The following is a 13,698-nucleotide window of genomic DNA, read 5'->3' on the forward strand; positions in this document are numbered from 1 at the left end:
CAATCATTGCTAATTGGAGAAGAAAACAATGCTAGAAAATCGTGACTATACTCTAATTATTGATAAAAGTGGCAGTATGGCAACGCCGGATCAAAAAGGTGGTAGAAGTCGGTGGGTAACTGCACAAGAATCTACTTTTGCTTTAGCAAGTAAGTGTGAACAATTCGATCCAGATGGTATTACTATTTATTTATTTTCTGGTAGATTCAAACGCTATGAAAATGTGACATCAAGTAAAGTTTCACAAATATTCCAAGAAAATGATCCCGCAGGAACTACTGATTTAGCAGCAGTGTTAAAACACGCTACTGATAATTATTTTGAACGTAAATCAGCAGGTCAAACTAAACCAAATGGTGAAACAATTTTAGTTGTCACAGATGGTGAGCCAGATGATCGCAAAGCAGTCATGAAAGTAATTATTGAAGCTTCTCGGCGTATGGATAGAGATGAAGAATTAGCTATTTCTTTTATTCAAGTTGGCAAAGATGCTCATGCAACCCGTTTTCTAAAAGTATTAGATGACGAATTGCAAACTGCTGGTGCAAAGTTTGATATTTGCGATACCGTGACAATGGATGACATGGAAGACATGAGTTTATCTGAAGTTCTCCTGAATGCGATTAATGATTAAGTAGTTAGACAAAATTACATTTATTCGTGAAGGTTAGGGAATTATTAATAGCTTGAATAATGTGTAATTAATTTTGTAATGCTACTTAACTACCCAATCTTTCAAAATCACAAAATAAACCTCTACAAGTGAATCGCCACACTATTTTTTTACAGCAGATAACTAGAATAGTGAATATTTTGATATGCAGTAAATCAGGAGTTAAATATCATGGACTCTATTGATAAGCTGTTAGCTGAACTGCAAGCTGAATATCAGCAACAAAGCAATGAACAGCCCAAACAACAACCAAATACAGCAACACCAAATATTCCTCAATCATCTTCAAAGTCAGCATCTTTAATAGATAAACTTTTAGAAGAAGTAAAGACTGATTTTGAAGAACAAGACCAAGCAGAAAAGTTAAGAATTCAGCAAGAATTAGAACAAGAAAAGATTAAGCAAGAACAAATTCAAGCCAAGCGAAGGGAAGCTTTGAAACAAAAAGCTGAAGATTGGTTGGCTAAGTTAGATCCTTTCTCACCGGAGGGATTATGGTTTGAAAGATTCGCGGAAAGATATTCATCAAAATTAGAAGCAGCTATCGATTATTTACAAGCTAACGAGTAGAGTTTAGAGTTAGTGGTGATATCGCCTATTCATTTTCGGTTGCTTCGGCTTCAAATTGAACTTGTCGGTACAAATCAGCGATCGCTATTTCTACGTTAACCGATTCAAGTCGTAATTTATCGCTCAAATTATACTCCCATAATACCCATTGTCCCTGTTGATTGCGTCGAAAGACTTCCACACTCGGTTGTCCTATTTGTACTAAGACATATTCTTGCAAAGTTGGAGATTGACGATACGCAGCAAACTTTTTTCCTCGATCAGCTGCTTCTGTTGAAGGTGATAGCACTTCGATAATTAAGCAGGGAAATTGTATCAATTGTGGATCGCGATCGCGCTCGTCGCAAGTCACCACCACATCAGGATAAAAATACTTCAGCCCCGGTTCTACCTGCACCTTCACATCAACAATGTATACTTCCCAAAAGTGATTTGCTAGGGCATCATCTAGGAGTTTGAAGAAATTTCCAGAAACCCGATTATGGTTACGTGTCCCACCACTCATTGCTATAACTTCGCCATCCCAATATTCGTAGCGTTGTTCTTGGGTGGATTCCCAAATCAGATATTCTTCTGCGCTCAGTAAAATGCGATCAGGTAAAGCAACCATCGTTCAATCGAGCAAAGATTTTTTTCTAGTTTTCTAGCATAGCGAAAAAAAAGAAGCAATCAACTACCAAGACAATTATTTATTGATTTTCTCGTAATATTGAACTGCCCAATCATGCATTGCATAGAGAATTGGTTGGAGACTTTCCCCTAGAGGTGTGAGTGAATATTCTACTTTTGGCGGAATTTGTGCATAAACTTGACGATGAATAATCCCATCTTCTTCCATTTCTCGCAGTTGCTGCGTTAGCATTTTTTGTGTAACTCCTGGTAAGGCTCTTTGCAATTCACCAAAACGCTTTATCCCCGTCATTAATTCTCTAATAATTAATACTTTCCAACGTCCACCGATGATATTCAGTGTAGTTTCTACTTCACATGTCAGTCTGGTAGGATTTTCGGCTTCAGCTTTCATAGTGGATTGGGGGTTAGGGAAGATGGGTTTTTATGCTTTATTATTTTACCTAAAGGTTGTTGCCCTGTAAGAAGCCCGGTTTCTTAAAGAAACTGGACTTCCGTGTTTTTATTTTGGACAAGCTGGTAAAGATTTGTCACCATAGTAGCAGTCAAAATGTTCTAATGCTTCCTGACTAGACTCAAAGTTGCTGCTAGTTGTATAAGCGTCTTCTTTACCGTAAGATTCCCGTTTCCAGATTTTAAGATAGTACCGTGTATTATCTTGCCAGAGTTCGTAACTATAATCACCACCAGAACCGTTGCTTACTAAAGTATCAGCCTTTGCAACTGTGGATACACTTATGAGAGTCAAAGTCGTTAATAAAGGCAATAAAAATTTTTTAACCATATTTTAGATGCATGTAACTATTACATTCACATTGATAATTTATTTAGCAGCCAAAATGGTAAATTTATGCCTTTAATATGATAAATTTGGTTTAAAATTTTACAGATATTTTCGGTCTGAATTATGTATATATAAGTAAGTTGGCGCAAATAAACCTAATTATGTTTCAGAATGTAAATTTAACAAAACCCTTGGGATTGCTTCGTTTCACTTCGTTCCACTCGCAATGACATACATTGAAATTTTCACGCCGATTTACTTACTGAAAATAGAACACTTAAAAATGTTTGTAGTGGTGTAAAGAACACCAACTACAAACAACCTGTAGCTTTGAATCAGAGAATGTAGTATGAGATTTTCACAGAAGTTTAAGTTTAAGAACTTTCCCTTCTATTTTTTATGGGCAAAACAAAATCGACTTATGCAGTTTTGCGATAGAAACAGAGAAGAATACACAAAGAGCAATGATCGCATCTCATGAGTAATCACAATAAAATTCTTGGACTAGATAAATCTCTTTATGACTACTTGCTTTCAGTATCGTTGCGAGAGCCAGAAGTTTTAACTCAATTGCGCCAAGAGACGGCGCAGCAATCTATGGCTATTATGCAGATTGCACCTGATCAAGGACAGTTTTTAGCTTTGCTAGTCAAGTTAATTGGAGCTAAAAAAACTTTAGATATTGGTGTATTTACTGGCTATAGTTCTTTAGTAGTAGCTTTGGCTTTACCAGCAGATGGTAAAGTTGTAGCCTGCGATATTGATGAAGAATATACAGCGATCGCTCGCCGTTACTGGCAAAAAGCAGGTGTAGCAGATAAAATTAGTTTGCACATCGCTCCAGCTTTAGAAACTTTAGAAAAATTAATCGCAGCCAAAGAAACTGAAACATTTGATTTTGCTTTTATTGACGCCGATAAAAGCAACTATGACAACTACTACGAACTAGCTTTGCAACTTGTGCGTCGGGGCGGACTGATTGCGATCGATAATGTTTTATGGTCAGGTCGAGTCGCAGATCCTCAAGAACAGGACAATAGAACTAACAAAATTCGGGCTTTTAATCAAAAACTGCATCAAGACCAAAGAATCACACTCAGCATGATTGCGATCGCTGATGGTTTGACTTTAGCAATGAAAAATTAAAGAGGGAATAGGGGATAGGGGATAGGGGATAGGGGATAGGGAAGACTCTAAATTTAGCATCGACGATCATCCGAGAGAAAATGGAAAGAGGAGAACTTTCAAGCTTGTTGGTGGTAGTACCTTGAATAGCGAACCAGTAGCTCAAAATATTTCTGATTCTAAGCGATCGCCATTTCAAATCTGGTTGGCTTTGTTAAGTGTAGGACTGGGCTTGACAATGTTTACGCTTGATAGTACCACAGTCAACATTGCTCTACCTACAATTACAAAGGCTTTTGATACTCACTTAGCTATTACCCAATGGGTGATTATCAGCTATCTAATTTTTTTTACGGCTCTGATTTTCACCGTTGCTCGTTTGGGTAATATACTTGGCAGACACAAATCATTCCAAGCTGGATTAATTTTGTTTACCATCAGTTCATTACTGTGTGGGTTAGCACCTGGAATTGGCTGGTTGATTGGCTTTCGAGTCTTACAAGGATGCGGTGCTGCGCTCATTGTGGGATTAGGAATGACAATTATTACTGACTTGTTTGCTCATACCTCGGAATATGGATTAGCTCTAAGTCTTGCTGCGGTGACGCTTTCTATCGGTTCTGTGTTAGGTTCAGCGATTGGTGGTTTACTGGTTACACTTGGTGATTGGCAGGCGATCTTTCTAATTAATCTTCCCATAGGAATGATTGCGATTTTATTATTCGCTTGGTGTGTTCCGTCTTCCCCAAATCCCCGTAGTCACCAAGAAAGCTTTGATGGACTGGGAGTAATTTTACTCGCGCTAGTGATGCTTAACTTAGGGTTGGCAATTAGTGAAGCACAAAAACAAGGCTTTCACAGTGCGATCGCTCTGATTTTACTAATTATTGCCATCATCGGTTTAATTGTTTTAGTTTTGGTTGAATCTCGAACCAGACAACCAATAATTGACTTGTCTTTATTTCACAACCGCACCCTCAGTATTAATCTCTTGACTATGGTAGTAGTTTACATAGTCATGGCATCTCGGTTATTAATCTACCCTTTTTTCTTAGAATTAGTTGTACAGTATCCAACCGAGCAAGTTGGAATGTTAATGATCACCTTACCAATCAGTAACGCCATAATTGCACCGATATCAAGACGTTTCGCTGATCGGTTTGGTAGTCATCGCTTGATTCCCATTGGTTTAATACTGTTAGCATCTGGATGTATGCTCGCTAGTACCTTTAGTACCCAGTTAACACCCTTGGGTTACGTACTTAGAGATATGGTGATGGGTGCAGGTTTAGCGATGTGGCGATCGCCCAATAATGTCGCAACCATGAGTATTGCTCCCCAAGATAAAATTGGTATTGTTTCGGGGTTACTAAACGAATCATCTTTAGTTGGTCAAACTCTCGGAACTCCCTTAGCAGCAACTTTATTTGTCACATTTATTTTAAGTGTTGTCAATCTACCTCATACAACACCGCTTGGATCTGTACCACTCCCAGCATTAGTTTTTGCCATGCACAGGACATTTTTGATTTTGGCAATCTTCCTGGGAATTATGCTTGTTGTTAATATTGTGTTTCAAATTAAACAAAAATTTCTCAGCAATAATTCGTAAACATGATTTCTTCGCATAAGTAGCCGTATTAACGTGAAATGTGATTACCAGTACTAACCCTTTCAAGGTGGGTAAAAATCTTCACAAAAATACCGATTTTTGGTCTTTTCACCTTGGTGTCTTGGTGTCTTGGTGTTTCAAAAGTCGATTTTTTAACCACCAAGACACAAAGACACAAAGAAAAGTATGTCAATTCATGCAAGAGATCTAATGTATTGACTTACATTGTTAATGTATCGACTTACATTGCTAATGTATCGCCCTACATTGTTAATGTATCGCCCTACATTGTTAATGTATCGACTTACATTGTTAATGTATCGGCTTACATTGTTAATGTATCGACTTACATTGTTAATGTATCGGCTTACATTGTTAATGTAAGCTAAAACACATCTAATTTGTACATTTTAGAATTTTAATAAAAATCATCAAACCCTTTGGAGTCTTACTCTACATTCTGTTGTGTCTGGAGCGGTTTAACCAATCTTTCCATCAAACATTACCATCCGTTAACAATAGGAACGTAGGTTTAATTTATAGTGAATCCCCGATCCCCGATCCCCGATCCCCAATCCCCGATCCCCAATCCCCGATCCCCTATTTTCTTATGACTGCAATTGATCCCAACAAAATAGCGACTTTACAAATAGAAGACGATCGCACAGGTTTAAATATTGAAACCCTGCGGCGAGCGATGGCGGATAATCTTTTCTATATTCAGGGTAAGTATCCTGAGATTGCTACAAAAAATGATTTTTACATGGCGCTGGCTTATACAGTGCGCGATCGCTTACTCAAACGCTGGATTAGTACAACAAAATCATATATTGAAAAAGATGTCAAGGTTGTTTGCTATCTCTCAGCTGAGTTTCTCATGGGGCCGCACCTAGCAAATAACTTAATTAATTTAGATATTTATGAGCAAGTACGCAAAGCAGTTGTAGAATCAGGATTGAATTTAGAAGAATTAATTGAGCAAGAAGAAGAGCCGGGTTTGGGTAATGGTGGTTTAGGTCGTCTTGCTGCTTGCTACATGGATTCTCTCGCTTCCTTGGAAATTCCAGCAATTGGCTATGGTATTCGTTACGAATTTGGTATTTTTGACCAAGAAATTCGTGATGGTTGGCAAATTGAAATTACTGACAAATGGTTACAGTGGGGTAATCCCTGGGAAATTCCGCGTCCAGAATTAGCCTATGAAGTTAAATTGGGTGGTCGTACAGAATCTTACACTGATTATCAAGGAAATTACCGAGTACGCTGGATTCCTGATCAAATAGTCAAAGGTATTGCTTACGATACACCGATACTAGGTTATAAAGTCAATACTACTAATATCTTACGCCTGTGGAAAGCAGAAGCCCCCGAATCATTTGATTTTCAGTCATTTAATATCGGTGATTACTACGGTGCTGTTAATAAAAAAGTCGTTTCCGAAAACATTTCCAAAGTTCTCTATCCTAACGATGAACAAGTCCAAGGTAAACAACTGCGTTTAGAACAGCAATATTTCTTTGTTTCCTGTTCTCTCCAGAATATGATTCGCATTCATCTAGATCGTGCTGGTAAGAGTATGGAAAGCTTCCATGAATATTTTGCTGTTCAACTCAATGATACTCACCCTGCAATTGGTGTAGCAGAACTAATGCGGTTGTTATTGGATGAACATGAATTTGGTTGGGAACAAGCTTGGGATATTACCCAAAAAACTTTTGGTTATACAAATCACACTTTACTACCGGAAGCTTTAGAAAAGTGGTCTATTAGCTTATTCGGTAAATTGCTACCTCGTCATTTGGAGATTATCTACGAAATAAATCACCGCTTTCTTGATCAAGTGCGGTTACAAGATCCCTACGACCAAGGTAAAATTGCCAGACTATCGCTAATTGATGAAACAGGTGATAGATATGTGCGTATGGCTAACCTCGCATGTGTTGGTAGTCATGCAATTAATGGTGTAGCAGCGTTACACACACAATTGTTAAAACAAACAGTTCTGCGAGATTTTTATCAATTGTGGCCAGAGAAATTCAGCAATAAAACTAACGGAGTGACACCACGACGTTGGATAGTTTTAAGCAATCCCAGCTTGACTAGTTTAATTTCTAGTAAAATCGGTGATAACTGGATTAAGGATCTTGAAGACCTCAGACAATTAGAAAGCTTTGTTGAAGATAGTAATTTCCGTCAACAATGGCGACAAATTAAGTTAGAAACTAAGCGTAATTTAGCAAAATATATTCAAAGGAAAACTGGTATTGTTGTTAATCCAGAATCACTGTTTGATATTCAAGTCAAGCGCATTCATGAGTATAAGCGTCAACATCTGAATGTACTGCACATCATTAGCTTGTATAACCGCATTAAGCATAATCCTGATGTTGAGATTACCCCGCGTACATTTATTTTTGGCGGGAAAGCTGCACCGGGTTATTATATGGCCAAGCTGATCATTAAATTGATCAACTCTGTAGCAGAGATTGTTAATGCTGACCCCCATGTACGCGATCGCATCAAAGTTGTCTTTTTACCAGATTACAACGTAACTTTAGGTCAAAAAGTATACCCTGCTGCTGATTTGTCGGAGCAAATTTCCACTGCTGGATTAGAAGCTTCTGGTACTGGGAATATGAAGTTTTCGATGAATGGAGCGTTAACTATTGGTACTCTTGATGGAGCCAATGTTGAAATTCGTCAAGAAGTCGGCGAAGAAAATTTCTTCTTATTTGGACTACGAACACAAGAAGTTCAAGCACTCAAAGCCCAAGGCTACAATCCTTGGAATTATTATAATTCCAACCCCAAACTTAAAGAAGTCATAGATTTAATTGCTTTCGGGATTTTCTCTCATGGTGATTTAAATCTGTTTCGTCCTCTACTCGATTCTCTACTCCACCACGATCCATTTTTACTACTTGCTGACTACCAATCTTACATTGATTGTCAACAGCAAGTAAGTCAAGCCTATGGGAATCAAGATAATTGGACTCGGATGTCAATTTTGAATGTAGCTCGCATAGGCAAATTTTCCTCAGATCGCTCAATTCAAGACTATTGTCAGGACATTTGGCAAGCACAACAATTAACTATCGAATTAGAAGAGTACGTTCAGTCAAAAGCTAGTTTAAAAGTTTAACTTTCACAAAAATACTATATTTTGAAATGTGGTGTAGTTAAAAAATGCATATTTATGCTTGAACCAGCAGAAACCGTAAAAATCTTTCAAAAACAGCCAACCATCAAAACTTTTTCCAGTGGTCAAACCATCTTTACAGATGGAGAAATTGGAAATTGCATGTATGGCATTTTGAATGGAGAGGTAGAATTATATGTCGATGGCAAAGTAGTCGAAACTATTAATCGGGGAGATGTATTTGGGATGGGAGCATTGGTAGTTCCAGAACAAACTAGAGCATCCACAGCAATTGCTAAAAGCGATTGTGAATTGGCGATTTTAGACCGAAACGGTTTTCTGTTCGCCGTCCAAGAAACCCCCATGTTTGCACTACTGGTGATGCGAAGTTACTCAGAACGTTTACGTATACTAAAGCGTTCTGTTTAATACTTTTGGGGTAATGGGTAATTGGTAAATAATGTCTTTGATACATATCAATGCCCATTGCCCAATGATTACGCTAAAATAATGACATTGTTGCGATGTTGCGATCGCTCGAAAAAAACAAAACACTTTGGTGACTGATTACTTCCGAGTAGAGTGCAAAAAAGCGGATAAATCCTGGGACTTAATCTGCAATCTAAAATTCAACTATCCTCAAGTCTTTGGATAAATCCTCAAGGTCAATCCAAAATCCAAAATCCAAAACTGTTTCATTCATCGTGCTACAAAAATTGCAATGCCTAGTTAGTGGTTGAATTTCATTAAATTCAGGAGATTACTAATGGCACATCTTACTGTATTAGAATTCCCCACGGCTGATGGTGCAGAGAGAATGGAAAGTAAACTGCTTGAACTACAGCAGCAACATTTACTAGATATCCAAGACGCAGCTATTGTTTCATGGCCAAAAGGTAAAAGAAAGCCCAAAACTCGCCAGCTACATAACTTATCTGGATTAGGTGCATTAGATGGTGCTTTCTGGGGATTACTGTTTGGTATCCTTTTCTTTATCCCGATTCTGGGAATAGCAATTGGTGCGGCGATTGGTGCTTTAACAGCCTCCTTTGCAGATGTTGGTATTGACGATAATTTCATCAAAAAAATCCGTGAAGAGGTTACTGAAGGAACTTCTGCACTTTTCCTACTCACCTCCAATGAAGTAGTTGAACGCATTGCAGAAGCTTTAAAAAACGAAGATTTCAAGATAGTTGCTACTAATCTACCCAAAGAGCGAGAAGACAAACTTAAAGAAGCCTTTGCTCATTCCTAGTTACGACTTCAGTAGCAATTAATACCAATTTGAAAAAAGAATGCGACAGATGAATTCTGTAGAGACGCGATAAATCGCGTCTCATATTCTGAAGGTGTCGCAAACATTTTTTGAATCGGTATAAGTTATAGATTGGGGACAGGTTTACAAACCTATCCTCATTTTTTTATGTCATGGAGGTTCTATGAACGCCGAAACAACATCTCCTATACCTGTTGCTTTAACTATAGCTGGTTCAGATAGTGGTGGTGGTGCAGGAATTCAAGCAGATTTGCGGACTTTTGCTTTTCACTGTGTCCACGGAACTAGTGCGATTACTTGTGTTACCGCCCAAAATACTTTGGGTGTGATGCGCGTTGATGCGATGTCACCAGAGGCAATTGTTGCCCAAATCCAAGCTGTATGTCAAGATATCAGTGTCCAAGCAGCAAAAACAGGAATGTTGCTGAACAAAGAAATTATTGCAGCTGTTGCCCAGCAAGTAGAAGCTTTAGAAATTCCAAATTTGGTAGTTGATCCGGTGATGGTATCACGAACGGGAGCGCAATTAATAGACGATGAAGCTATAAATACACTTTGCCATACACTTATACCTCTCGCTGCGATCGCCACACCAAATCGTTACGAAGCCCAAATTATGAGCGGTTTACAAATTAATACCCTCGATGATATGCGCGACTCTGCCCAAATTATTCATGATAAATTCCAAGCCAAGGTGGTATTAGTCAAGGGTGGTGGGATGTCGGGGAATGGACGCGGTGTAGATATTTGGTTTGATGGGCAAAAATTCGAGACTCTGAGTGTGAAGCAGGTAGAGACAAAAAATACTCACGGTACTGGTTGTACTTTATCAGCTGCGATCGCAGCTAATTTGGCACGTGCTTATGATTTATTTACAGCCGTGCAGCAAGCAAAAGAATATGTTACTAATGCTCTATCCTACGCCCTAAATATTGGTAAAGGGCAAGGTCCGGTTGGACATTTTTACCCATTGTTGCTAACGAGCAAAAATTAAATTACAAAATCTTTGCTCTCAGGTAATTTTTCTATTATTCTTGGGCTTAGTTTGTATCATTATTTGCTTTTCAACTAAAAATGCGAACAGCTAACGGCTCTTTTTATAGTCATACCCCTAGTACGACTACTCAGCATTATTCACCCTCTGTACCCTTATCTGTATATCGAGATTTGGCAGCAGAGTTACAAGCCGCACAGTCAAAAATCAACGCCCTGACCGCCCAACAAGCACAAGTCACTCAAGAAAATCAACTTCTCAAGGAAGAAATTGCCAAAGCAATCCAATCTGTTTTAAAGTTACAAAAATTACTTGATGCTTCTAGTCAGTCTCAATCTCAGCAGGTTCCCCAAACTCAAGTCACAGCAAACGTAGAGACGGTATCCCCATCAATATCTTCTACAAGCAATAATCAAAAGCCACCACAGGAAACACAAAAAGTTGCCCAAACCAAAGAACTTTCAGGGAATCCGACAAAAAGCAATCAACAGGTAACGACTTCCCCTGCTAATAAACAGCAGGTAAATAAGACTAGTAAACCTCAAGCAAAAAAAGGACAACCGCGCCAGCAGCCTCAGCCACGTCCACCTGTTGTTTACACAGAAATGGAAATTCCTCTATCCATGTCAGAACCAGTGTTGATAGAACAGCAGGAAGTCGTCGCCTACTCCAGCAGCGAACCAGAATCAGAAAAAGTAAATGGTTGGTGGTTCTTTTTTATGATCGTATTGATCATATTTTTGGGTTTTGGTGCTGGTTATTTGGTTGTGCGTCCCTTTATTGAACATCAAAATCGATAACTCATACTAATTCAATTAATGATTGCAACATATCCTTGGTAAAGACGCGATCAATCGCGTCTCTACAGAAATTGGTATCAAATTTTGGTGTTGCTCAATCAAAACTTGTTATGGCTACTAACTACATGTACGGGCGTAGACTGATTTTGTGCGGCTTTAAGGTGGAGTACCTTCGCCTCTGCTAACCACCCCAAATTCTCCTACAATGCGCTTGTTGGGTATAAAAGCATAATTCAAGCTATGACGAATCAAAATCTGATCCCTGTAATTGTCAATGGTGCTGCTGGTAAAATGGGGCGCGAGGTGGTCAAAGCAGTTGCACAAGCATCTGATATGAGTCTGATGGGTGCGATTGATACAAGTTCAGAACACCAAGGTAAAGATGCAGGCGAACTGGCTGGTTTAAGTGAACCTTTGGAAGTACCAATTACCAATCAATTGGAACCGATGCTAGGTTACGTAGCTGGTGAAAGACATATGCAACCAGGGGTAATTGTAGATTTTACTCATCCTGATTGTGTATATGACAATATTCGCAGTGCGATCGCCTACGGTATTCGTCCAGTTGTAGGTACTACAGGCTTAAGTCCTGAACAAATTCAAGATTTGACAGCGTTTGCTGATAAAGCTAGTACAGGATGCCTACTAATTCCTAATTTTTCTATTGGTATGGTACTGTTACAACAAGCCGCAGTCACAGCATCTCAATATTTTGACCACGTAGAAATTATCGAACTGCATCATAATCAAAAAGCTGATGCTCCCAGTGGTACTGCGATTCAAACTGCCCAAATGTTAGCAGAAATGGGTAAAACATTTAACCCGGCAGTAGTTCAAGAAACAGAGAAATTACCAGGGGCAAGGGGGAGTGTTGCAGACGAAGGTATTAGAATTCATAGTATACGTTTGCCAGGGTTAATTGCTCATCAAGAAGTTATTTTTGGCGCACCTGGTCAAATTTATACCTTACGACATGACACAAGCGATCGCGCGGCTTATATGCCAGGAGTACTACTAGCAATTCGCAAAGTCTTGGAGTTAAAGTCGTTAATATATGGATTAGAGAAAATACTTTAAGTTTTTCATCTCAAATCCATCCATCCAAAATCCAAAATCCAAAATCCAAAACCCGAATGCTTGTCCCACTGACTCGCCAAAAATTTAATCAACTCGTCCCCTTAATTGCCACTAGTCAGCAGTACAAATATTATTGGGGAAAATTTCCAGATTTTTTACAGAGGCTGTTAATTTCTGTGGTCATTGCAGGTGTTTATGTCCTAGCAAGAATTTTTACCATACCTGGTTTTGGTCCAATAATATTTTTGCTAGGAGTAATTGGTGCTTTTTACTGGCTATGGGGGCCTATATTCTGGGCTAGTATGCGGAATGCCAAATGTCGCCGTTACAAATACAGTGGGTTTTTCCGTGGTCGGATTTTGGATTGGTGGATTACAGACGAATTAGTTGGTAAACAAGAAACCGTTGACAACAAAGGTGATTTAGTAATAGTAGAAAATCGCGAAAAGCGAATCAATCTGGAAGTGGGTGACGAAACCGGATTTACCGCTCAACTTGTAGCACCATTACGAGTTGAGCATAAAGTAATTGCCCGTGGTCAGAAAGTAGAAATGGTAGTAATGTCAAATCGCCCAGACTTGAGCAGAATTGAAGAAATCACCGATATTTACATTCCCAGTCGCGATTTATGGGTAAATGATTATCCCTATTTGCGGCGAGATTATTTTCCGGAAGTGAGTCGTCGTTTACGCGATCGCCCCACAGAAAGACCCCGCAGACGTCGTCCCGTAGAGGAATAGGGATCGGGAATCGGGGATCGGGGAAAGGGGATCGGGGAAAGGGGATTGGGAACAAGGGAGAGGGGGAAGTGTGGGAAGACTTATCAGTTATCAGTTATCAGTTATCAGTTATCAGTTATCAGTTATCACTCTTAACTGCTCATTGTTAACAGTTAACTGTTAACTGTTAACTGATTCATGCCCCATGCCCCATGCCCCATGCCCAATCCCCAATCCCCGATCCCCGATCCCCGATCCCCGATCGTTTCTTCAGATAGAACTGTCAATTCTCAAAAATT

Annotated in this window: 14 protein-coding genes; 11 read left to right on the top strand and 3 right to left on the bottom strand. The window is 39.1% G+C overall.

The features are described 5' to 3' along the window. The first annotated feature begins 28 nt into the window (after positions 1-28). Both B4U84_RS08335 and B4U84_RS08340 read left to right on the top strand, forming a co-directional pair. Positions 29-634, top strand: coding sequence for a vWA domain-containing protein (locus B4U84_RS08335; RefSeq protein ID WP_017313835.1), 606 nt, complete (start codon positions 29-31; stop codon positions 632-634). 210 nt (positions 635-844) lie between these two features. Further along, on the top strand, positions 845-1,243 hold the full coding sequence (locus tag B4U84_RS08340; protein ID WP_131116881.1) for a salt stress protein, Slr1339 family: 399 nt from the start codon (positions 845-847) through the stop codon (positions 1,241-1,243). Between the two features lie 25 nt (positions 1,244-1,268). Here the strand turns inward: B4U84_RS08340 and B4U84_RS08345 are convergent, their stop codons facing one another. The 3 genes from B4U84_RS08345 to B4U84_RS08355 form a co-directional block, all read right to left on the bottom strand. Then, positions 1,269-1,853: a Uma2 family endonuclease gene (locus tag B4U84_RS08345; protein ID WP_131116884.1), complete on the bottom strand. Its 585-nt coding sequence runs from the start codon at positions 1,851-1,853 to the stop codon at positions 1,269-1,271. A 75-nt stretch (positions 1,854-1,928) separates the two neighbouring features. After that, positions 1,929-2,267, bottom strand: a complete 339-nt coding sequence (locus B4U84_RS08350; protein WP_131116887.1) for a winged helix-turn-helix transcriptional regulator — start codon at positions 2,265-2,267, stop codon at positions 1,929-1,931. A gap of 108 nt (positions 2,268-2,375) precedes the next feature. Continuing rightward, entirely contained in the window at positions 2,376-2,657 is a 282-nt protein-coding gene (locus tag B4U84_RS08355) for a hypothetical protein (RefSeq protein ID WP_017313831.1), read from the bottom strand. A gap of 477 nt (positions 2,658-3,134) precedes the next feature. On the opposite strand from B4U84_RS08355, the gene B4U84_RS08360 reads away from it, so the two are divergent. The 9 genes from B4U84_RS08360 (at position 3,135) to B4U84_RS08400 (ending at position 13,420) form a co-directional block, all read left to right on the top strand. Continuing rightward, positions 3,135-3,803 carry a class I SAM-dependent methyltransferase gene (locus B4U84_RS08360; protein ID WP_131116890.1) on the top strand — a complete coding sequence of 223 codons (669 nt, stop codon included), beginning with the start codon at positions 3,135-3,137 and terminating at the stop codon, positions 3,801-3,803. Positions 3,804-3,924: 121 nt separating this feature from the next. Further along, the gene (locus tag B4U84_RS08365; RefSeq protein WP_131116893.1) at positions 3,925-5,394 is read left to right on the top strand and encodes an MFS transporter; all 1,470 of its coding nucleotides are present in this window, start codon (positions 3,925-3,927) and stop codon (positions 5,392-5,394) included. Positions 5,395-6,004: 610 nt separating this feature from the next. After that, positions 6,005-8,536, top strand: a complete 2,532-nt coding sequence (locus B4U84_RS08370; RefSeq protein WP_131116896.1) for a glycogen/starch/alpha-glucan phosphorylase — start codon at positions 6,005-6,007, stop codon at positions 8,534-8,536. A 54-nt stretch (positions 8,537-8,590) separates the two neighbouring features. Further along, positions 8,591-8,962 (top strand): cyclic nucleotide-binding domain-containing protein, encoded by a 372-nt coding sequence (locus B4U84_RS08375; protein WP_044452304.1) that lies wholly within the window; start codon positions 8,591-8,593, stop codon positions 8,960-8,962. Between the two features lie 337 nt (positions 8,963-9,299). Beyond that, the gene (locus B4U84_RS08380; protein ID WP_017313825.1) at positions 9,300-9,788 is read left to right on the top strand and encodes a DUF1269 domain-containing protein; all 489 of its coding nucleotides are present in this window, start codon (positions 9,300-9,302) and stop codon (positions 9,786-9,788) included. A 184-nt stretch (positions 9,789-9,972) separates the two neighbouring features. Beyond that, a complete protein-coding gene (gene thiD / locus B4U84_RS08385) occupies positions 9,973-10,803 on the top strand; it encodes a bifunctional hydroxymethylpyrimidine kinase/phosphomethylpyrimidine kinase (protein ID WP_131116899.1) in 831 nt (276 codons plus the stop codon). A gap of 80 nt (positions 10,804-10,883) precedes the next feature. After that, positions 10,884-11,603: a hypothetical protein gene (locus tag B4U84_RS08390; protein ID WP_131116901.1), complete on the top strand. Its 720-nt coding sequence runs from the start codon at positions 10,884-10,886 to the stop codon at positions 11,601-11,603. 240 nt (positions 11,604-11,843) lie between these two features. Beyond that, positions 11,844-12,680, top strand: coding sequence for a 4-hydroxy-tetrahydrodipicolinate reductase (dapB, locus tag B4U84_RS08395; protein ID WP_044452302.1), 837 nt, complete (start codon positions 11,844-11,846; stop codon positions 12,678-12,680). Positions 12,681-12,736: 56 nt separating this feature from the next. Next, on the top strand, positions 12,737-13,420 hold the full coding sequence (locus B4U84_RS08400) for a DUF8619 family protein (protein WP_017313821.1): 684 nt from the start codon (positions 12,737-12,739) through the stop codon (positions 13,418-13,420). Positions 13,421-13,698 lie beyond the last annotated feature (278 nt).

The organism is Westiellopsis prolifica IICB1, assembly GCF_004323185.1.
Lineage (GTDB): Bacteria > Cyanobacteriota > Cyanobacteriia > Cyanobacteriales > Nostocaceae > Pelatocladus > Pelatocladus prolificus_A.